Here is a 19,845-nt window from a genome sequence, read left to right on the forward strand (position 1 = left end):
TCGGTTAGCGGTGGGGCTTATTTGCCCAGCGCGGCAAAAGTTTCGGCAAGCACCAGCTTGTCGTCGAAGGACGTTTTCACGCCGCGAATTTCCTGATAATTCTCGTGGCCCTTGCCGGCCACCAACACAATGTCGTGCGGGCCGGCCAGCCGCACGGCGGCTTCGATGGCGGCGCGGCGGTCGGGCACGGTCTGGACTTTGGCCGAATCGGGCGCGGTTACGCCTGCCTGCATCTGGGCTAGGATTTCGGCGGGGTCCTCGAACCGGGGATTGTCGGAAGTGAGGATGACCTTATTGGAAAGCCGGGCGGCCAGGTTGGCCATGATGGGGCGCTTGGCGGCGTCGCGGTTGCCGCCGCAGCCCACCACCGTGATGATGTGCTGGCTGGGCTGGCGGATTTCGTGCAGCGTTTGCAGCACGTTTTCCAGCGCATCGGGCGTGTGGGCATAGTCGATGATGCCGGTGATGCTTTGCGTACCCGATACCACGGGTTCGAAGCGGCCGGGCGCGGTGGTCAGGCCCGAGAGGATGGTCAGGACTTCGGTGGGGTCCTCCCCTAGCAGCACGGCCGCGCCGTACACAGCCATCAGGTTGTAAGCGTTGAACACGCCGATGAGGCGGAACAGGATTTCGCGGCCGTCGATTTCGAGGTGCAGGCCGTGGACCTCATTCGCCACCAGCTTGGCGCGGAAGTCGGCGGCCCCGCGCAGCGAGTAGGTGGCGCGGCGGGCGGCGGTGTTTTGCAGCATCACCGGGCCGCGCTTGTCGTCGGCGTTGGTGAGGGCGAAGGCAGTTTTGGGTAGCGCGTCGAAGAAGGCTTTTTTGGCCTTCAGGTAGTTGTCGAAGGTGCCGTGGTAGTCGAGGTGGTCGTGGGTGAGGTTGGTGAAGATGCCACCTGCGAAGCGCAGACCGGTGATGCGGTGCTGGGCCACGGCGTGGCTGCTCACTTCCATGCAGGCGTGCGTGCAGCCGGCGGCTACCATGCGGGCCAGCAGCGCATTCAGGCGGATGGCATCGGGCGTGGTGTGGGTGGCGGGGATTACTTCCTCGTCAATCTGGTTCTGTACGGTGCTCAGCAGGCCGGCGTGGTAGCCGAGCTCGCGCAGCAGCTTGTGCAGCAGCGTGGCGCAGGTGGTTTTGCCATTGGTGCCCGTCACGCCCACCAGCGTGAGCTGGCGCGAGGGGTGGCCGTGGAAGGCCGCTGCCATGTGGCCCAATGCCTCAGCCGAGTCGGCCACCAGCACGTAGGCCGTGGCAGGGTTCAGCACGGCCGGCAGTTCTTCGCAGATAACGGCGGCCAAGCCCTTTTCCACCGCGCCTTCGATAAACTTGTGGCCATCGGTAGCCGTGCCGCGCAGAGCGCAAAAAGCGACGCCCGGCCCGGCTTCGCGCGAGTCGAGGGTAAGGCCGGTGATGGGCACGTCGGTGGGGCCGTGCTGGGCGAGCACGTTCACGTCGGTAAGCAGGGAAAAGAGCGGCAGGGAAATCATGAGTAGTTGCGCGGACGTTCGGAACCTCACCCCCGGCCCCTCTCCCCAAGAGAGGGGAGCCTGACGACTTTGGGGATTAGATGGATTGTCAATGGTTTTGCCGGATGCTAAAGCGGCAGGTGTAACTAGCTTTCTTTGGAAATTAGGCGCGGCGCACGGCGGGCTTGACCGGCGCGGGCTTTTTGAGGTTCTTGCCCGCAGCGGGTTGGCGGGTGTCTTTGGATTTATCAGCAGCTTTTGCTCCGCTAGTTGCTGCTGCAGGCTTGGCCGTGGGCTTGCTGGCTTTGGCATTCGGCTTCACGCCGGCCGACCGCTCGGCTACGGCGGGCTGGACGTGGGCTTTCTCGCCATCGGCGAAAGACTTGCGGGCTTTGGCAGGCTCCATATCAACCGGCACCAGCAGCTTGTTTTCGGCTAGGTCGGTGTGCTCGGGCTCCGGCAGGGCCACGGGCGCGGCGATGCGGGGACCAGATTCTTCGAGGGTCAGCGTAATCAAGTCGCCGCGCTTGATGGGCGAGCCCGGGGCCAGCGACTGCTCGCGCACTCGGCCCGAACCCACGGCCCGCACGTACAGCCCCCGGTTTTCGAGCAGGAACAAGGCATCGCGCAGGCTTAGGCCTCGGGCCAATGGCACACGGTTGGGACGCACGGGGTTCACCACCAGCGCCACAGTACGGGCGTGGAAAGCGGTATCGGAAGCACCGCGTACCCACTCCTCGCCGCCGGTGGCCTGGGTGTTGCCCACCAAGCCTAGCTTCTGGCATACGAGGGCCAGTTCGTCGTTCATGCCAGCGCGTACCAGTGGCACGTGGCTCTTGTTCAGGCGGGCCTTGGCCAGCAGGGGGCGCTGGCTCAGCAAGTCGCGGGCCATGCACTTGTCGGCCACCTCGCGGAACACCGGCGCGGCCACGTCGGCTCCGTAGATGCGGCCGTTGCGAGGCGAGTCGACCACCACGATGCAGCTATACTTCGGTTTATCGGCCGGGAAATAGCCGCAGAAGCTGGTCGAATACGTCTTGGTGTACTGGCCATTTTTGAACTTCCAGGCCGTACCGGTTTTGCCGGCAATGCTGTAGTCCTTGGGCCGGATGCTGCGGGCCGTGCCGGCCGTCACCACCCCTTCCATCATCGACTTCAATTTAGCCAACGTGGCATCGGAGCAGATTTTGGGGTTCAGCACCTTGGTTTCGTTATGCTGCAGCACCTGGTCGGCCTGCTTGATTTCGCGCACAATCATAGGCTGCACCTTCACGCCACCATTGGCCACGGCATTGTAGAGGGACAGGGTTTGAAGCGGAGCCAACTTTAGCTCGTAGCCAATGCTCATGGTCGTGAGCGAAGTGCGGCTCCAGCTTTTGTCCTTAGTATCCTTCACGTAGGGTACCGCCTCGCCAGCCATCTGGAAGCCCAGCGGCTTGTTGAGCCCGAATTTCTTCAGGTAGTCAGTGTATTCGGTAGGATTACCCGAAAAATACTTGTCGACCAGCTTGGCCACGCCGATGTTGCTCGACTTCTCAAACACCTGCTGCACCGTGATGCGGCCGTAGCCGTGCGAATCCGATTTCACGGCCCCGCCCACGTACATCCGGCCATTGCCGGTGTCCACCACGTCGTCCAGCGTCAGCTCAGGGTGCGCCTCAAACAAGGCCATCATCGAGGCCAGCTTAAAGGTGGAGCCCGGCTCCGTCCGGCCCTGGTCGGCAAAGGCGTAGTTGTAGTCTTCCTTATAAGTATCGTCCGAAGCCTTGCCCAGGTTGGCCACGGCCTTGATTTCGCCGGTCGCCACTTCCATCAGAATCACGCAGCCATATTGGGCGTTGTTATCGACCAGCGACTTGTAGAGGGCATTCTCCGCCACGTCCTGCAGGTTGATGTCGAGCGTGGTTTTCACGTCGTAGCCCGGCAAGGGCTTGATTTCGGTACCGTCGTACACGGGCTTGATGCCACCCGGCACGCGCTCAAACAGCGCCTCACCCGATTTCCCGGCCAGGCTCTGCTCGAAGGTGTACTCCAGGCCCGCGCCGTGATGGTCCTCATTCACGAAACCGATGGTGCGCTGCGCCAGCCCGCCGAAGGGCCGGAAACGCTTGTCCACCTTCTCAAAAATGGCCCCGCCCCGGTTCCGCTTCTCGCGGAATACCGGCCAGGTCGCCATCAGCTTCTTCTCCTGAAAGTTGATTTGACGCGAGTTGAGGCGGATATAGCGCTGCTTGGCCGAGTGCGCGTTCACCAACCGGCGGCGGTACTCCTGCACACTACGGTCGCCGAAGAAATGCGACAGATGCCAGGCCAGCGAGTCAATTCCGGCCTTAAACACGCCGTCCTCCACCACGCCCGGGTCCCAGGCCACGCGGTAAAACGGCAGCGAAGTAGCCATAATACTCTCATTATCAGAGTAAATATTACCCCGCGTGGCGGGCACCGACTGGTAGCTGATGCGCCGCTCCTGCTCCAAAGCCCGCCACTTGGCCCCCTCCTGAAACTGAATCTTGGTTGCCTTCCAGAAAATGGCACCCGAAAACACGGCTACCCCCAGAAAGGCCAGCCGCACCCGCGTAACTATCGACTTTTTAACGCTGCCTTTCATCGGGAATGAGCTTTAACGGTCTGCTTATCTGCCGATTGTTTCTTATGCGAACTTGTGCCTTTTTGTGCCTTATTCTTATTGTCGGGCTTATTCGGCTTGCTGTTGCGCTTAGCAGTAGCTGCTTGAGCGGCCCGAGGCGAGGCAGTTTCCCGGCGCGGCGCGGGTGCTACCGGCATCGAATCGCCTTCCAGCGCTTGGGGCGGGGCGATGATTTCGGGGCCGCTGTCCACGTCGGAGCCGTCGGCGGGGCGCTTGCGGCCGGCCAGTTGGTCGGCACGCAGGGCGGCGGTGGAATCGCGGTCGGCGCGGGCGGCCAGGGTATCGGCCGTGAGCACGGGCATCAGCTCCAGTTCAGCCGCGTCGAGGTGACCGGCCGGCACGGTGATGCGGAAGGGCGGCGAGGAGCTTTCCACCAGGCCGATGGCGGCCACTTTGCGGGCCACCTCGCTTTGCTTGCTGGCCTCCATATAGTCCGATTTCAGGGTGGTGTAGTCAGCCCGCAAGTCTTCGGTTTCCTGCTTGAGGCGCTGAATATTGCGGTTCATGCGGTTGCCATAGTGCGTGTTGCCGATGTAGAGCAGCACCAGCAGCATCACAAAAAGCAGGTGCGGCAGGAAGCGTACCGGCAGGCCCTCGCGGAAAAGCCCGTCCACGCTCGTGGCGCGGTCAAGCAGCGAAAACAAGCTCCACGAGCTGCGCGGGGCCGTTTCGGGCGCGGGCTCACGGCGGCGCTTCTCGCGTTTGCGCGCGGGGGCCGGGGCGGGTTCGGGCTCGGGAGCCACGTACTCGGCCACGGGGGGCGCGGGCGCTACCTCCGGCTCGGGCGCAGCAACCGGACGCGGCACGTTGGCGCGGCGCGGGGCATCGACAGGACGAGGTGTATTAGCGGCCATCGGCAGGGTCTAGTTTCGGATTGCAACCCGCAATTTAGCACTTCGGGCGCGGCTGTTCAGCGCTACTTCGGCCGGGTCGGCTTCTTCGGGCTTGCGGTTCACGGCCTCAAAGGGCTTGCTTTCATTGCCGAAGAAGTCTTTTTCGACCGTGCCGAAAAATTTGCCCTTCGCTATGAAATTTTTCACCAGCCGGTCTTCCAGCGAATGGTAGCTCATCACCACCAGCCGGCCGCCGGGGCGTAGCACGTCGGCGGTTTGCAGTAGCATCTCCTGCAGGGCCTGCATTTCCTGGTTCACCTCGATGCGCAGGGCCTGAAAAACCTGGGCCAGGTACTTATTTTCCTTGCCGCGCGGCGTGCAGGGCTGAATGGCCTGCTTAAGCTCAGCAATGGTTTCGAGGCGACGGCCGCGCCGGGCCGCGCCCACTGTGGCCGCTAGGGTGCGGGCATTGGTCACTTCGCCGTACATCCCGAAAATGCGGTGTAGGTCGGCTTCCTTGTAATCGTTGAGAATGTCGGCGGCCGTCAGCGGGCCATCGGGGTCCATTCGCATATCCAATGGGCCGTCGAAACGGGTTGAGAAGCCGCGCTCAGGCGTATCGAATTGGTGCGAGCTCACGCCGAGGTCGGCCAGCAGGGCATCAACGGGCAACGCGCCAAGCTGCTGTAATTCAGCGAACAAATCCCGAAAATTGGCTTTTACAAATGTAAACTGCGGGCAGGCCAGCTTGATGGCTTCTACCTCTGCGTCAGCATCCTGGTCGAAGCTGTAGAGATGGCCGGTGGTCAGCTTTTCAAGGATGCGGGCCGAATGGCCGCCCCCGCCAAAGGTGACGTCGACGTAGCGGCCATTGGGCTGTAAGTCCATGGCAGCCAGGCACTGGGCTAGCATCACGGGGCGGTGGTAGGCCTGGTCGTTATCGTATTCGCTCATGCTTTGGCAGCCAGGCCGGCGAGCGGCGGGGTTTCAACGGATAAAAATTTCTGTGCCAACTTACTAAAGCTCTGCTGGTCTTTGATGAGGAACTCGTCGTAGCGGGCCGGGTCCCAGATTTCGCAGCGGTTGCCCAAGCCCACGATAATGGCTTCCTTTTCGATGCCGGCGTAGCGCAACATACTGCGTGGCAGCATGAAACGATTGATGCTATCGAGCTCCACCTCAGTCATGCCCCGAAAAAAATTGCGTTGAAACTGGCGATATTCTTCGTTGAATTCGTCCAGTGCCATCACCTTCTCGTGGATGACGCGCCAGGCGGCGCGTGGGTACAGCACCAGGCAGGGCTCGAAACCGCGCACCAGCACCAGCTGGTTGCCCGACTGCTCGGGCAGGTTGCCCTTCACTTTGGCCGGCAATACCAGCCGCCCCTTAGGGTCGAGCTTGCATTCGTATTCGCCGGAGAGCAGGTTCATGGGCACGGGAGGCCGGGTGGGAAAGCGGCGACATTAGCAAATGTACGGGAAGCCCTGCGAAAACCAACCACGATTTACCATTTCCTACCACAAATGCAAAAAGGCCTTTGGAGCGTTTAAAACCGGTTTTTTCTGCGTTTCTACTCCTCAGCAAATTCAACAAAGCGGGCCTTGCACCTGACTTTACCAAAGTGGCAGCCATTTTTGGTGGGCATCGCTCAAAATGGCTGCGGGCTGCCGGCCCCAGATGTTGTACCTGCCCCGGCCGGATTTCGCACGCCGGACAACCTGTATCGGGCCGTACCTTTGCAGGAGTCATGCGTCCTCATTCTCTGTCCCGTCGCCTCGTCAGTGTTCTGCTGGCCGTGCTGGTGCTCATCACCTCGGTGGGCCTCACGGTGCAGCGCCTGACCTGCCGCATGAGCGGGCAGAGCACCGTGGCCATTTCGGTAGCCGGCCGGGCCGAGCTGCGTGGCTGCATGGGCGAGTTGGCCCCGGCTACGCCCAAAGCTGCCGATGGCTGCTGCGATTTCAGCAAGCACGAGCACAAGTTGAGCAGCCCGGTGCACGAGCTGGCCGCCAAAATCCTGGTGCCGGTTCCGGCGATGTCGGTTATTGTGCCACCACTGAGCTGGCCAGTTTCAACTGCCGACACTTTTTCGTTGGCCGTTACTGGACCGCGTTGGTTTGCGGCCGATGCCTCACCCCCACCCCTCGGAGGCCGGGCGCTGCTGGCCTTTGTCTGCACCCTGGAAGTCTAAGATTTCTGATTTCCCCCTGCTGCATCGGCCGCAGCGGAAGCTGTCGCGGCTACTTGCAGCGGCAATTCATCAGAAAATCTTAACTTTCAGATATTATGCGACATATCAGCGGAATTTTTCCGCATATTTTAGTACCTGCGTTACTCACGGCTTGGCTATCCACCGGGCAAGTGGCCGCCCAATCGGCGGCCATTGCGCCGGTGCGCGGCGAGGTTACGGAGACCGGCAAGGGCACTCCCCTTCCCGGCGCGGTGCTGCGCTGGCTCTATGATGCGGCCGACGCAGGCGCGCCGGTTATCACGGCTACTTCGGATGCGGCCGGGCACTTTGTGCTGGTGCGGCCGGCGCGGGCGGCCTCGCGGCTGGTGGTGCAGGCCTTGGGCTACCGGCCCGATACGCTGGCAGTGCCGTCTACCGGCGCGCCCTATTTGCGGGTGGCCCTGCGCCCCGGAGCCGAGTTGGGCGAAGTAGTGGTGACAGACCGCGCCCCGGCCTACTCCTCCCTCACGCCGGCCAACGTGCAGATGATTTCGGGCCGCGACCTCACTAAATCGGCCTGTTGCAACTTGGCCGAGAGCTTCGAAACCAACGCCTCGGTGGAAGTCACGACTTCGGATGCGGTATCGGGCGCGAAGCAGATTCAACTACTCGGGCTCGATGGCAGCTATTCGCTGCTGACCGTGGACAACCAGCCGGCCCTGCGCGGGCTGGCCGCCCCCTACCGCCTGGGCTACCTGGCCGGGCCGTGGATTGAGAACATCGAAATCATTAAAGGGACGGGCTCGGTGGTGAATGGCTACGAGGCCATTTCAGGGCAGGTGAATGTGAAGCTGAAGGAGCCGGAGAAAACCGACCAGCTACTCTTCAATGCCTACGCTAACGACCTGGGTAAATTTGATGTCAACCTCAACGCCTCGGCCCGCATCAACCCGAAGTGGAGTACGCTGCTGCTGCTGCACACCGACCATCTGGGCAACCGCGTAGACCGCAACAAGGACGGCTTCCTGGATTTGCCACTGGCCACGCAGTTCAACGCCTTCAATAAGTGGAAGTACATCTCGGGCCACGGCATCGTGAGCGAGGTGGGACTGGGCGCGCTGCGCGAAACCCGCCAGGGCGGCCAGCTCGATTTCCGCGATACCGGCGAAGCCGCGTTCACCCAGAATTACGGCACCACGCAGGCCACCACCCGATACACCGGCTATGCCAAAACCTCCTACACCTGGCCCGCGCGGCCCTTCCAGAGCCTGGGCCTGCTACTGACCGGCACCGACCACGACTTTACTTCCCGGTATTCCTACGGCTACCAGACCCTGCACACCGACCACGACCCGAGCCTGCCGTTTTACTTTGTCGATAACCGCACCTCGCGTGCTTACGATGGTAGCCAGCGCACCGGCCAGGCCACGCTGCTGTTTCAGAGCGCGTTGGGTAACACGGCGCATGTGTACCGCACCGGCCTGAGCTTCCTGTATGACAACTACGACGAGCGCCTGACCGCCGGCCGCAGCTACCTCACCGACACGCCGGCCGCCGTGGAAGCCCGCGAGCACCGCACCCGCCGCGAGCTGGTGCCCGGTGCTTTCGCCGAGTACACCTACCAGAACAGCCGCAACCTGACCGTAGTAGCTGGCCTGCGCGCCGACCGTCACAACCTCTACGGCTGGCAGCTCACCCCGCGCCTCAACATGAAGTACGACGTGCTGAAAAACACGGTATTGCGTGCTGCCGCCGGCAGCGGCTTCCGCGTGGCCAACCCCATTGCCGACAATGCCGCCATGCTGGCCAGCGCCCGCGAGTTCGTCATCGGCTCCAACCTGCGGCCCGAAAAGGCCTGGAACCTGGGCGGCAGCGCCACCCAATATTTCACGGCGCTGGGCCACCCGGCCACCTTCATTCTCGACTACTACCACACTGAGTTTGTGAACCAGGTGGTGGCCGATATGTACACCGCGCCCGGTATTATTTCCATTGATAACCTGTCGCCGGGTGGTCGCTCCTTCGCTCGCAGTCTGCAAGCAGAGCTTCAGGTAGAGCCAGTGAAAGGGCTGCAAGTGAAAGGCGCATATAAATATCTGGATGTGCGTACCACTTACGAAAACAGCCTGTTACCTAAGCCCCTCACCCCTGCCCATCGCGCCTTCCTAAACCTGGGCTACGCCAGTGCCTTCGATAAATGGCGGGCCGATTTCACAGTGCAGTGGTTCGGGCAACGGGCGCTGGCACACGTCACGAGCGAGCACGCCCACGGCACGGGCCAAGTGTACGCTCCAGAAACAGCCCCGCGCTACGCCCTGCTGAACACTCAGCTCACACGGGCTTTCAAGCGTCTGGAAGTGTACGCAGGGGTTGAAAACCTTACCAACTACCGCCAGCCCAACCCCATCGAAGGCGCGGCCAACCCGTTTGGGCCGACGTTCGACGCCGCTATGGTGTGGGGGCCGGTCTACGGCCGCCTGACCTACGCCGGGCTGCGCTACCGCATTGAGTAGCTACACCAAAAGCTTAGGCTGGCAAAAATCAATTTTTCCGGCAGCAATTTTGTTAGAGCTGTCGTCACTCGCTTTTAATTTTCAACTATGAAATCCCTCCTCCCGCTTTCGCTTTCGTTGCTCACGCTGCTCAGCTTCTCCCCCAGCGCTCAAGCGCAGACTGCTCCTGCCGCCGCACAAGCCGCCACCAACGGCATAGCCACGGCCCAGTTCAAAACTTCGGCCGTTTGTGATATGTGCAAAGCCCGCATCGAAAAAAGCCTCGCCTATGAGAAAGGCGTGCAAAGCGCCGTGCTGGATGTGCCTACCAAAGTCCTCACCGTGACCTATAAGGCCGACAAAACTACTCCCGCCGCCCTCCGCACCGCCGTGCAAAAAACTGGCTACGACGCCGACGAGCTCACTGCCGACGCCCGCGCCTACAACCGCCTGCCCGACTGCTGCAAGAAGACCAACGCGGTTCACTAGACCACGGATTGGCTGCGCCGAACTTCGTTTCGCTCGGATTTTTCGGATTCCACAGATTTTGTGGACGCATCCTTACTAGAACAAAAAAGCCGCTTTGCTGAGCGGCTTTTTTATTGAGCAGAAATTTCTAAACCGCTTGCAAATCGTCCGCGAAATCCGAAAAATCCGAGCGAAACGAAGTTCGGCGCAGCCAATCCGTGGTTTGGTTTAATAAAAGGGTTCTGCTTCCTGCAACCGACGGGTCACGTAGGCCCCGGCGGGCGTTACGATTCCGGCCAGGAAATGCGCGACCAAGGTATGGTGCATCTGGGTGGGAGACAGAAACTCGGCATCGGCGGTGCGGAGGTTACGCATCTGCTGCTGCCAGAGGCGCGCCAAGAAATCCACGTCGAGGCCTTCCTGGTAAAGCTGCTGGGCAATGCCCTGGCATAAATTGGCCCGTACATAAGCGAACATGTGGGCGTTGCGCTGCGCCTGCCACTGTTGCCACACGGCGGGGTACAGTGCTTCGGCATCCCGAAAAAAGGCCGTGTTGCCTTGCGCCATTTTCTGGTTGACCAGCACCCGCACCGCCAGGAGTTCTTCGACAGCAGTAGAGCATTGCCGACGCAGTTGCTCCAGTTCGGCGCGCATCTGGCGGCCGTAGCCTTCCAGCACGGCCTGTACCAACGCGGCCTTGCCAGCCGGAAACTCGGCGAGGATGGCACTTTCGGGTTGGTCGAGGCGGGCGGCCACGTCGGCCATCGACACGGACGCGATGCCTGCCTGAAAGAATAGCGTCTGCGCCATTGCAACGGTGTGAGAACGGTCCAGCACAACAGGTGGCTCGGCTAAGGCAATGGATGGCATGAACATGGCTGACAATAGAGAAATGAGCAACCGCTGATGGTGCCCGCCTATAAGACGCTTCCAGAACGCGTTTGGTGGCATTCTGCGTATCCCGACAACGGTAAAAATCTACGGGTGGGCCACTTTTCAACCCCAACCGGCCCGGTACATCGTTCAACCGCCTTGCCGTGCCCGGTGCAAAACCGAACGCCTGCCAACTACGAAATCCGTAGAATCCGAAAAAACCGGGCCAATCTGTGGTCCTTATTTTGCCCGCCACAACCGCCACCAGGGCAAATACGGTTGGTCGTGGTGTTCGTAGTGATACCCAAAGAAATAGCAGCTCACAAACGCCCACAAGTGGTGCCGGAACTGGCTGCGCGACTTGTGCGGGTTGTCGGCCGCGTGTTCGCCTCGGTGCGGCAGGTAGGTGCCGAAAAAGAACAGCTGCAAGGTGGCCAGCACTGCCGGTATCATCCAGAAGGCGATGACGTTGGCCTGCGGGAAGAAGAGTTTGAGGACGTTGTAGGTTGCGGCCATCAACAGTATTTGCCACCAGGTCACGTAGTTCCAGGCAAAGCGCAGGAACCACGGCAGGAAGCCGGGGTGGCGGCCGTCGTGGAAATCGGGGTCCTCCTGGGTGCCCACGTGGCGGTGGTGAGCATAGTGCTTGGGCAGCTGCCCGGGAAACCAGTTGTAGGCAAACAGACCGGCGGCCAAGGTACCCAGTGCGTTGTTCAGGCGCTTGTTGGGGCTTACCACGCCGTGCATGGCATCGTGCGCAGTGATGAACAGGCCGGTGTAGAGGTGGGTTTGCAGCAACGCCAGCAGGTAGGGCGCGGGCGAATGCCAATCGGGCTGGTACCGCGCCAATAGAAAGCCCACCAGCGCCGCCCACAGCACCACAATCAGCCCGCCAATGGCCACGCCGGTAGTGCCGACGGGCGCAGGAGCAACGCGCCGGATGGCCGCCACAGAAGGAACCGATGTTGCCAGCGCTTCCATCAGTCAACGATGAAAAGAGTGGCTCCGATAACCGTACTACTGCGATGGGCTTCCGCCCCATCGGCCACCTGGTAGCTCATGCCCGGCGTGAGCGTGAAGACACGACCATCGGCCAGCTCCGTTACCAACTCACCAGCTGTCACCAGCAGAAAGTGTCCTTTCTGGCACCAGTGGTCGGCCAGGTAGTCGGGGCTGTATTCTACCATACGCACCCGCACCGGGCCAAACTGCCGGGTTCGCCATGTGGCCACGCCAGTCGTGCCCGAGTGCTTTTCCCCGGCAACCTCGGCCCAATTAGTAACCCCAAACGGCAAATCCATTATCTGCATGGCTTGGCAAAAAATTGACTACAGGCTCAGCAGTTGCTCGCGCACCTGCTCCATCAGCCACATCGGGGTGCTGGTGGCCCCGCAGATGCCCACCGACTGCCCCGGTTGGAACCAGGCCGCGTCGATTTCGGCCACGTTGGAGATGAAGTGCGTTTGCGGATTGGTTTCGAGGCAGACCTGATAGAGCACCTTGCCATTGGAGCTTTTGGTGCCTGACACGAACACAATCTGGTCGTACTGAGCGGCGAAGCGGCGCAGGTCCTTGTCGCGGTTGCTCACCTGCCGGCAGATGGTGTCATTGGCATTCACCTGGTAGCCCCGCGTTTCCAACTGATTTTTAATATTGTAGAAACTGTTGGTGCTTTTGGTGGTCTGGCTGTAGAGGGTAATATTTTCGGGCAGCTCGTGGCTCAATAGCTCATCAAGGCTTTCGAACACCACGGCGTTGCCGCTCGTCTGGCCCAATAGGCCCAGCACTTCGGCATGGCCGTGCTTGCCGTAGATGAAGATTTGCTCCTTTTTGTCGTAGCTGGTTTTGATGCGGTTTTGCAGCTTCAGCACCACCGGGCAACTGGCGTCAATCAGGGTCAGGTTGTTTTCCAGGGCCATCTGATAAGTGGCCGGGGGCTCGCCGTGGGCCCGAATGAGCACGGCCTCATCGCGCAGCTCGGCCAGCCGCTCGTGGCAGATGATGCGCAGGCCGCGCGCCTCCAGCCGTTGCACTTCCTCGTCGTTGTGCACGATATCGCCCAGGCAATAGAGATAGCCCTGCTCATCAAGCAGGTCTTCAGCCATTTGAATGGCGTATATCACGCCGAAGCAAAAGCCGGAGTTGGGGTCGATTCGAACGCTGAGGTGCAGGAAGGGCATACGCCAAAACAAACCACGAAGCCCCCCGCAAGGTTGCGGAGAACAGGCTGGTTATTACCGAAAATACGTCAGCCGGGCTTAATTCAGTTTGCACCATGCCGAAAGCACTGCATAAGCTTCAGCTTATGCGGCATTTCTACTCCTTCACTTTGCTCAGGCGCTGGGCCTCATCCTCGCTCACGTGCCCGCGGCCTACCAGAAAGCCGCGCACCGTGCGGAATGCTTCGGCGTCGAGCCCAGTGCCGGGATGGTTGAGCGCAGCGTTGAGCAGCATTTCCTTGTCTTCGTCGATGTGCTTGCTCAGGCCGAGGAAGGCAGGCAGGTTGCTTTCGACCGAAAAGCGGAGGAAGCGGATTTCGGGGTTTTGCGGGTCGAGGCTCACGGCTTGCTCGAAGGTTTTGGCCGCGTCCTGCACGTAGGTGAGCTTGTTAAACATCGACGCATCACGGGCGCGGATGGCTTCGGAAGCGGCTTTGTAGCCCAATACCAACGCGTCACGGTCCTGATAATCAGCCAGCAGCTTGTAGAATTTTTCACCGGCGGCTTTGTCGGCGGCGGCCTGCTCGTAGTGGCGGCGCAAAATGGCTGGATGGTAAGGGGAAGTCGAGGACACAGTATGGGAGGTGAGATTGGATGAGAAGGGACGTAATGCTTTAGCGGCCGGATGGGTATGTTTGAAAACCGGCGGCGCACCGCCGGCGCGCCGGGCACTACTACGCAAATCGGCCGCCGAGGACGACGAACCAACCCCTACAATAACCGCAAAAAACAGAACCTTGGGAATTCGCATATCAGCAAAAATACGGCGTAAGGCCGCAAACGACTGACTTTATACAAAAGCCGCGCCCAAAAACCGCCTCAGATGCGCGAGAGCCGGTAGCGGAAATACGAGCCCAGCAGCAGCAGCAGCTTGGTGTTATCGGGCACGCGCACCCGCTCGCCCAGGATGCGGGCGGCCGGTAGCTTCTTTATTTTATAGAAGAGCTTGAGGTAGTACACGTAAGCCAGGTACACGCCCAGCTTGGCCGAGCGCGGCAGCTGCTGAATGCCCGCGTAAGCCGCCTCAAAGTCGGCTTTGATGTCGGACTCAATCTCGGCTTTGGTCGCGTCATTAAAGCGCGAATAGACCACGCCGGGGAAGTACACGCGGCCCCGGTCCTCGTAGTCGGAGCGGATATCGCGCAGGAAATTCACCTTCTGAAACGCCGAGCCCAGCCGCCGGGCCGGCTCGCGCAGCCGCTCAAACATGGCATCGTCGCCGTCGCAGAAGATGCGCAGGCACATCAGCCCCACCACTTCGGCCGAGCCGTAGATATATTCCTGATACAGCCCCGGGTGGTAGTGCTGGTCCTCCAAATCGAGGGCCATGCTGTGCAGAAAGGCCTCAATAAACTCGCGGTCAATCCGATACCGATGCACGACGTGCTGAAAAGCGTGCAGCACCGGATTGAAGCTCAGCCTGGTATCCAGCGCCTCATAAGTCTGGCGGCGGAAATCGGCCAGCAGCGCGGCCTTGTCGTAGTCGTGGAAGGTGTCCACGATTTCATCGGCCCAGCGCACGAAGCCATATACGGCGTACACCGGCAGGTGCAGCCGTTCATCGAGCGTGCGGATGCCCAGCGTGAACGAGGTGCTGTAGCGCCCCGTGATGAGCTTGCTACAGGCCAGGCTGGTGTCGGTGAAGAGTTTAACGTGGTCCATGACGTTCTATTGGTTCTCTTTCAGCACTTCGCCCGCCACTACCTGCCCCGAAATGAGCGAAGGCGGCACGCCCGGCCCGGGCACGGTGAGCTGGCCCGTGAAATACAAATTTGCCACTTTTTTACTCTTGAGCGTAGGCTTCAGAATGGCCGTCTGCTTCAGCGTATTAGCCAAGCCGTAGGCGTTGCCTTTGAAGCTATGGTAGTCGGCGATGAAGTCGCGGTGGGCGTAGCTGCGCTTGAACACCACCGCGTCGCGGATGTTGTGGCCGCAGTGCTTTTCGAGACGGTCCATTAGCAGATTGTAGTAGCGCTCGCGGGTGGCTTCGTCGTCGGTGAGACCGGGGGCCACGGGGATGAGCAGAAACAGGTTTTCTTGGCCTTCGGGGGCCACGGTGGGGTCGGTTTTGCTGGGGACTGAGGCGTAGTAGAGCGGCTTGGTGGGCCACTGCGGCTGCTCATAAATCTCGCGGGCGTGCTGGGTCAGGTCCTCGTCGAAGAAGAGGTTGTGGTGGCGCAGCTTGTCGAGTTTTTTATTCACGCCGAGATAGAACAGCAGACTGGACGGGGCCATCACGCGGGATTCCCAGTATTTCTCGTCGTAGTGGCGAAACTCGGGTTTCAGCACCTGCTGCTCGATGTGGTGGTAGTCGGCTCCGGCAACCACGGCATCGGCCGAAAAAAAGCCGCTGGCGGTGCGCACGCCGGTGCTGCGGCCATTTTCGACCACGATTTCCGTCACTTCCTGATTGTATTCGATTTTTACGCCCAACTCTTCGGCCAGGCGCACCATGCCTTCCACAATCTTGTGCATCCCCCCTTTCGGGTACCAGGTGCCCAGCGCTAGGTCGGCGTAGTTCATCAGCGAGTAGAGGGCGGGCGTATTCTCGGAAGTAGCGCCGAGGAAGAGGATGGGAAACTCCACTAACTCCAGCAGGCGCGGGTCTTTGAAGAAGCGGCGGACGTGCTTGTGCATGCTTTGCAGCACATCCATGCGCACCATATCAACCAGCAGCTTTGGGTCGGCAAACTCGAAAATGGAGCGGCTGGGTGCGTACACCAAGCGGTTGATGCCGACTTCATACTTATACGCCGCCTGCTTCAGAAACTCATCGAGGCGGGCGGCGCTGCCGGGCTCGTAGCGCTCGAACAGCGCCCGCAACTCGCTCATTTTGGCCGGAATATCCACGGCTTCCGGCCCTTTAAAAATCACCTGATACGAGGGGTCAAGGCGAATTAATTCGTAATAATCAGCCACTTTCTTGCCGAAGCGGGCGAAGTATTTCTCGAATACATCAGGCATCCAGTACCAGCTCGGACCCATATCAAAAGTGAAGCCCTGGGCGTGAAATACCCGCGCCCGCCCGCCGGGGCCTTCATTTTTTTCGAGGATGGTGACGCGCCAGCCGGCCTGGGCCAGCGTGGTGGCGGCCGCCAGCCCGGCAAAGCCGGCCCCGATGACGACAGCGTGTTTTGTATTAGCGGTGTTGGAAGGCAAGAGCAAACAGGAACGAAATCAGTTAAACAGGCAGGCGAAGTACGCCCAAAAAGAAACCGCCGGCCCAGCGCCGCAAATGCAGCAGCAGGCCGGCGGCCACCGCGCGGGCGCGGCAAAGTTTAGTCTTCCATGGTTTCGGCGGCATCGGTAACGGCCGAGGCACCTACCGGGGCGTACACATGCAGGGCCGATTTCAGGTCCTTACGGGCGATGTGGATGCGGTTTTTGACGGTACCAATCGGTATTTGCAGCTTCTCGGCAATCTCCATGTACTTGTAGCCGATGTAGTACATCATGAACGGCGTGCGGTAGTCGGTGCCGAGGCTGGAAATGGCCTCGTTGATGTCGCGCACCACAAAATCGGACGTGGCGCCGTTGTGGGTGATGTAGTTCTGGTCGGTGTTGAAATACTGGAAATACTCCGTCGAATCAATGTTGGAGCTGCGCTTGGTTATCTTGTTGTAGTTGTTGATGAAGGTGTTGCGCATGATGGTATACAACCACGCCTTCAGGTTGGTACCGGCTTTAAACTTGTCCTTATTGAGCAGGGCTTTGAGGAGGGTTTCCTGCACTAAATCTTTGGCGTCGTCAGCGTCTCGCGTCAAATTCATGGCGGCGGGCCGGAGCGTCAGCGAAATTTTCTGCACTTGCGAGGTAAATTCGAGCGAATTCATGCTGTTTAGCTTTTCGTGACCATTTGTTAAACAAATATACGAGCCGGCTGCTAATCCGGCTAGTCCGGGCCTAAAGAATTTTGCTCGGCACGCCTACTTTTCGCCATAGGCGCGGCAAGGTACGGCCGACCTCGGTTTCAGCCCGACGAATTTCCCCGAAAGCCCGTGATGTTTTTGTGAAGTTTTCGGGCTCACCTACGGAGTGCGCCGCCAACCAGATTGCCCGCTTCAGGCCGCCACCGGCTCGGGCTCATGCTCACCCACCAGCGCCAGAAAATCAGTCATTAACTCCGGTGCAACGCAGTTTTTGGGTAGTTCCAGGCCTTCCTGCCGAGCCAGTGGCCCGTAGAGCACCACCAGCTTATCGGCGCACATTGCGGCCACTTCGCGGGCAAACTCCCCTACTTTGCCACGCTCGGGCTGCGAGGTTAGTACCGTGGCAACGGCATCGGGCTGGTAGGTTTCGCACACGGCGTGCAACTCGGCGGTGGGCAGGTTCTGGCCCAAATAGAGCGTGTGCTGGCCGCGCGCCCGCAGGGCGTAGTTCATAAATAGCAGCGCCAGCTCGTGCAGCTCATTGGCGGGCAGGAACAGCACCCAGCGGCGGGCCGAGGTGGGCACGCAGGGCAGGGCATCGGTGGCGGCTAGCAGTTTCTGGCGCAGCAAATGGGCCAGCAGGTGCTCCTGAGCGGGGTTTACCGTGCCGGCCAGCCACATCAGGCCAATGCGCTGCAGGAGTGGGTATGCCACAAAGAGCATCATCTTTTCGAAGCCCAACCAGGCGGTGGCTTCGTTGAGCAGGTGGTTGAGACGCTGCTCATCGAAGCTCAGCATGGCGGCCAGCAGGGCATTCACCTGCTGATGGTAGTCGTGGGAATCGTTGCAGCAGGCCAGCACGGCCGCCTGAATCTCGGCATCGCTGAGGCAAGCCACCTGCGAAATGCGCTTTCCCCGCCCGCACAACGTGCTCACATTCAGCAGGCGGCGCAAATCATCGTCGCAATACGTGCGGATGTTGGTAGCGGTGCGCACCGGGCGCAACAGGCCGTAGCGCTGCTCCCACATCCGAATGGTGTGCGCCTTGATGCCCGAAAGCTGCTCTAAGTCGCTGATGGAGAAGTGGCCCATTGGGGTAATTAAAAACTTATTGAGTTGAGAATTAAAAATCAGCACGCAGAATCCGGACTAGAATTCGGCGGCTCGGGGGTCATTTTTAATTTTCTCTTTCATTTTTAATTGGTGCTGCTTTCGGGCCAGCTCCAGGTATTTGGGCGAAACCCACAGCAGGCCGAACTCAGCTGAGCCGTCGCGGCCCGTGGTTTTGTGGTGGGTTTTGTGGGCCATGTTGAGGGCCCGCAGGTAGGTATTCTGCGACTTTTTCCAGAAGCGTAACCGGCCGTGAATCAATACATCGTGCACGAAAAAATACACCGTGCCGTAGCAGGCAATGCCCACGCCCACCCAAAACCACCAGCGCCCGCCATTGTCGCCGGTGATGAACAGGGCGGCCGAAATGCCCCCGTAAATCAGAAAAAACAGGTCGTTGCGCTCCACCGGGTGCGGGTGGCGCACGTGGTGCGAGCGGTGCAAAAACCACAGCGGCCCGTGCTGCACAAATTTGTGCATAAACCACGCCCAGAATTCCATGAATCCGAAGGTGCTAAGGGTGATGCCAATGGCGGCCAGGGCTGTCATGCGGAGGTAACCGTTGCGGAGAAAAAGTTGTTTGCCGGAAACGTAAAAACGCCGCTCTGGTCCATTTCGGGCCAAAGCGGCGTTCAAGATACTACTTTCCTGAGGGCCGTGGGAAGCGGCAAGGCCCGGAGCAGCCTACCAGCCAATCTTTTCTTTGCTGAGGAAGGCGGCAATGCCTTTGCGGCAATCCTCCGAGCCGCGGGCTTCGGCGTTGCGCTGGGCGGCGTAGCGCAGGCCTTCTTCGAGGTCGAGCTCGGGCAGGTGGGCCAGCATTTCCTTGGTTACTTCCATGCTCTGGGCCGAGTTTTCGCGGCACAGGCGCTGGGCGAAGGTGTGCACGTTTTCGGCCAACTCGGCCTTGGGGGCCAGGAAGGTGATGAGGCCCATGTCGAGGGCGGTTTGGGCCGAAACGGGGTCGCCGGTGAGCAGCAACTGCTTGGTGCGCGACTCGCCGATTTTGCGCAGCAGGAATACGCTCACGATGGCCGGCAGAAAGCCGATTTTTACTTCGGTGTAGCCAAACTTGGCCTCGGGCACAGCAAAAGTCAGGTCGCAGATGGCGGCCAGGCCGCAGCCACCGGCCAGCGCATGGCCCTGCACCTGGGCGATGACGACTTTTTTGAGGGTATAAATCTGGTGGAAGAGCTGCATGAGGTGCGTGCTGTCCTCCAAGTTGTCGGTGTAGCCGTAGCCCTGCAACTCCTGAATGTAGGCCAAATCGGCCCCGGCGCAGAACACCTCGCCGGCCGAGCGCAGCACGATAACCTTGGCGTCTTCGTCGTTTTCGGCGAACTCAAACGCCTGTTTCAGCTCGGTTACCACGTCGGCGTTCAGGGCGTTGCGCTTGTCGGGCCGGTTGAGGGTGATGTAGCCAATGCGGTCCTGGGCTTCGTACTGAATGTAGCGAAGGGCTTCGAGTTCGGGGGTGAGCAGGTTTTCCATAGGGGCGGTATTGGCGCGGACGGATGGTTACAGCTGGGATGCCGCCGGCGGGAGAAAGGTGGCATCTTCCAAGGCAATTAACGCAAAAAATGTACGGATGGACTGCCTTGCTCGACCAAGCACCCGGTAGAACCGTTGAAAGTCATTGACTACTGGTCCATTGACCATTCTAGCTCTAACTCGGAAGAGCTGGGGTCGGCGGTT

Annotated in this window: 19 protein-coding genes; 3 read left to right on the forward strand and 16 right to left on the reverse strand. The window is 60.3% G+C overall.

Translation table 11 applies throughout. From position 1 onward, the window contains the following. Positions 1-17: 17 nt before the first annotated feature. From ACYU70_RS05325 to mraZ, 5 genes are all read right to left on the reverse strand, one after another. The gene (locus ACYU70_RS05325) at positions 18-1,490 is read right to left on the reverse strand and encodes a UDP-N-acetylmuramoyl-L-alanyl-D-glutamate--2,6-diaminopimelate ligase (protein WP_342299170.1); all 1,473 of its coding nucleotides are present in this window, start codon (positions 1,488-1,490) and stop codon (positions 18-20) included. Between the two features lie 142 nt (positions 1,491-1,632). Then, the gene (locus ACYU70_RS05330) at positions 1,633-4,077 is read right to left on the reverse strand and encodes a penicillin-binding protein (protein ID WP_342299168.1); all 2,445 of its coding nucleotides are present in this window, start codon (positions 4,075-4,077) and stop codon (positions 1,633-1,635) included. Beyond that, positions 4,074-4,970, reverse strand: coding sequence for an FtsL-like putative cell division protein (locus ACYU70_RS05335; RefSeq protein ID WP_342299166.1), 897 nt, complete (start codon positions 4,968-4,970; stop codon positions 4,074-4,076). The genes ACYU70_RS05330 and ACYU70_RS05335 overlap by 4 nt, the downstream gene beginning before the upstream one ends. Before the next feature lie 9 nt (positions 4,971-4,979). Then, positions 4,980-5,903, reverse strand: coding sequence for a 16S rRNA (cytosine(1402)-N(4))-methyltransferase RsmH (gene rsmH / locus ACYU70_RS05340; protein ID WP_342299164.1), 924 nt, complete (start codon positions 5,901-5,903; stop codon positions 4,980-4,982). Next, entirely contained in the window at positions 5,900-6,379 is a 480-nt protein-coding gene (gene mraZ / locus ACYU70_RS05345) for a division/cell wall cluster transcriptional repressor MraZ (protein ID WP_342299161.1), read from the reverse strand. The genes rsmH and mraZ overlap by 4 nt, the downstream gene beginning before the upstream one ends. Before the next feature lie 317 nt (positions 6,380-6,696). Between mraZ and ACYU70_RS05350 the strand changes: the two genes are divergently transcribed. From ACYU70_RS05350 to ACYU70_RS05360, 3 genes are all read left to right on the forward strand, one after another. Continuing rightward, entirely contained in the window at positions 6,697-7,140 is a 444-nt protein-coding gene (locus ACYU70_RS05350; protein WP_342299160.1) for a hypothetical protein, read from the forward strand. 170 nt (positions 7,141-7,310) lie between these two features. Further along, positions 7,311-9,632, forward strand: a complete 2,322-nt coding sequence (locus tag ACYU70_RS05355) for a TonB-dependent receptor (RefSeq protein ID WP_342299159.1) — start codon at positions 7,311-7,313, stop codon at positions 9,630-9,632. A gap of 87 nt (positions 9,633-9,719) precedes the next feature. After that, positions 9,720-10,100: a heavy-metal-associated domain-containing protein gene (locus ACYU70_RS05360; RefSeq protein ID WP_342299157.1), complete on the forward strand. Its 381-nt coding sequence runs from the start codon at positions 9,720-9,722 to the stop codon at positions 10,098-10,100. A gap of 207 nt (positions 10,101-10,307) precedes the next feature. Here the strand turns inward: ACYU70_RS05360 and ACYU70_RS05365 are convergent, their stop codons facing one another. The 11 genes from ACYU70_RS05365 to ACYU70_RS05415 form a co-directional block, all read right to left on the reverse strand. Then, positions 10,308-10,889: a TetR/AcrR family transcriptional regulator gene (locus ACYU70_RS05365; RefSeq protein WP_342299154.1), complete on the reverse strand. Its 582-nt coding sequence runs from the start codon at positions 10,887-10,889 to the stop codon at positions 10,308-10,310. A gap of 303 nt (positions 10,890-11,192) precedes the next feature. Then, a complete protein-coding gene (locus ACYU70_RS05370) occupies positions 11,193-11,933 on the reverse strand; it encodes a fatty acid desaturase (protein WP_342299151.1) in 741 nt (246 codons plus the stop codon). Beyond that, the gene (locus tag ACYU70_RS05375; protein ID WP_460615917.1) at positions 11,933-12,262 is read right to left on the reverse strand and encodes a DHCW motif cupin fold protein; all 330 of its coding nucleotides are present in this window, start codon (positions 12,260-12,262) and stop codon (positions 11,933-11,935) included. The genes ACYU70_RS05370 and ACYU70_RS05375 overlap by 1 nt, the downstream gene beginning before the upstream one ends. Before the next feature lie 18 nt (positions 12,263-12,280). Beyond that, entirely contained in the window at positions 12,281-13,132 is an 852-nt protein-coding gene (locus ACYU70_RS05380) for a 4-hydroxy-3-methylbut-2-enyl diphosphate reductase (protein WP_342299149.1), read from the reverse strand. A gap of 136 nt (positions 13,133-13,268) precedes the next feature. After that, positions 13,269-13,745: a hypothetical protein gene (locus ACYU70_RS05385; protein ID WP_342299146.1), complete on the reverse strand. Its 477-nt coding sequence runs from the start codon at positions 13,743-13,745 to the stop codon at positions 13,269-13,271. Between the two features lie 245 nt (positions 13,746-13,990). Further along, entirely contained in the window at positions 13,991-14,833 is an 843-nt protein-coding gene (locus ACYU70_RS05390; RefSeq protein WP_342299145.1) for a phytoene/squalene synthase family protein, read from the reverse strand. Between the two features lie 6 nt (positions 14,834-14,839). Then, entirely contained in the window at positions 14,840-16,330 is a 1,491-nt protein-coding gene (locus ACYU70_RS05395; RefSeq protein WP_342299143.1) for a phytoene desaturase family protein, read from the reverse strand. Between the two features lie 119 nt (positions 16,331-16,449). Beyond that, positions 16,450-17,004 (reverse strand): RNA polymerase sigma factor, encoded by a 555-nt coding sequence (locus tag ACYU70_RS05400; RefSeq protein WP_342299142.1) that lies wholly within the window; start codon positions 17,002-17,004, stop codon positions 16,450-16,452. Between the two features lie 228 nt (positions 17,005-17,232). After that, complete coding sequence (locus ACYU70_RS05405; protein ID WP_342299140.1) at positions 17,233-18,132, reverse strand: MerR family transcriptional regulator; 900 nt, start codon at positions 18,130-18,132, stop codon at positions 17,233-17,235. A 57-nt stretch (positions 18,133-18,189) separates the two neighbouring features. Continuing rightward, positions 18,190-18,699, reverse strand: coding sequence for a sterol desaturase family protein (locus tag ACYU70_RS05410; protein WP_342299138.1), 510 nt, complete (start codon positions 18,697-18,699; stop codon positions 18,190-18,192). 135 nt (positions 18,700-18,834) lie between these two features. Continuing rightward, on the reverse strand, positions 18,835-19,641 hold the full coding sequence (locus ACYU70_RS05415) for an enoyl-CoA hydratase/isomerase family protein (RefSeq protein ID WP_342299136.1): 807 nt from the start codon (positions 19,639-19,641) through the stop codon (positions 18,835-18,837). Positions 19,642-19,845 lie beyond the last annotated feature (204 nt).

Source organism: Hymenobacter segetis, from assembly GCF_054776495.1.

What these genes read in the sequence shown, in the direction of transcription:
- ACYU70_RS05405 (WP_342299140.1), bottom strand. Translation starts at nt 18,132, where the DNA reads ATGGGCCACTTCTCCATCAGCGACTTAGAGCAGCTTTCGGGCATCAAG.
- ACYU70_RS05350 (WP_342299160.1), top strand. Translation starts at nt 6,697, where the DNA reads ATGCGTCCTCATTCTCTGTCCCGTCGCCTCGTCAGTGTTCTGCTGGCC.
- rsmH (WP_342299164.1), bottom strand. Translation starts at nt 5,903, where the DNA reads ATGAGCGAATACGATAACGACCAGGCCTACCACCGCCCCGTGATGCTA.
- ACYU70_RS05400 (WP_342299142.1), bottom strand. Translation starts at nt 17,004, where the DNA reads ATGAATTCGCTCGAATTTACCTCGCAAGTGCAGAAAATTTCGCTGACG.
- ACYU70_RS05370 (WP_342299151.1), bottom strand. Translation starts at nt 11,933, where the DNA reads ATGGAAGCGCTGGCAACATCGGTTCCTTCTGTGGCGGCCATCCGGCGC.
- mraZ (WP_342299161.1), bottom strand. Translation starts at nt 6,379, where the DNA reads ATGAACCTGCTCTCCGGCGAATACGAATGCAAGCTCGACCCTAAGGGG.
- ACYU70_RS05330 (WP_342299168.1), bottom strand. Translation starts at nt 4,077, where the DNA reads ATGAAAGGCAGCGTTAAAAAGTCGATAGTTACGCGGGTGCGGCTGGCC.
- ACYU70_RS05410 (WP_342299138.1), bottom strand. Translation starts at nt 18,699, where the DNA reads ATGACAGCCCTGGCCGCCATTGGCATCACCCTTAGCACCTTCGGATTC.
- ACYU70_RS05325 (WP_342299170.1), bottom strand. Translation starts at nt 1,490, where the DNA reads ATGATTTCCCTGCCGCTCTTTTCCCTGCTTACCGACGTGAACGTGCTC.
- ACYU70_RS05390 (WP_342299145.1), bottom strand. Translation starts at nt 14,833, where the DNA reads ATGGACCACGTTAAACTCTTCACCGACACCAGCCTGGCCTGTAGCAAG.
- ACYU70_RS05335 (WP_342299166.1), bottom strand. Translation starts at nt 4,970, where the DNA reads ATGGCCGCTAATACACCTCGTCCTGTCGATGCCCCGCGCCGCGCCAAC.
- ACYU70_RS05365 (WP_342299154.1), bottom strand. Translation starts at nt 10,889, where the DNA reads ATGGCGCAGACGCTATTCTTTCAGGCAGGCATCGCGTCCGTGTCGATG.
- ACYU70_RS05415 (WP_342299136.1), bottom strand. Translation starts at nt 19,641, where the DNA reads ATGGAAAACCTGCTCACCCCCGAACTCGAAGCCCTTCGCTACATTCAG.
- ACYU70_RS05375 (WP_460615917.1), bottom strand. Translation starts at nt 12,262, where the DNA reads ATGCAGATAATGGATTTGCCGTTTGGGGTTACTAATTGGGCCGAGGTT.
- ACYU70_RS05380 (WP_342299149.1), bottom strand. Translation starts at nt 13,132, where the DNA reads ATGCCCTTCCTGCACCTCAGCGTTCGAATCGACCCCAACTCCGGCTTT.
- ACYU70_RS05360 (WP_342299157.1), top strand. Translation starts at nt 9,720, where the DNA reads ATGAAATCCCTCCTCCCGCTTTCGCTTTCGTTGCTCACGCTGCTCAGC.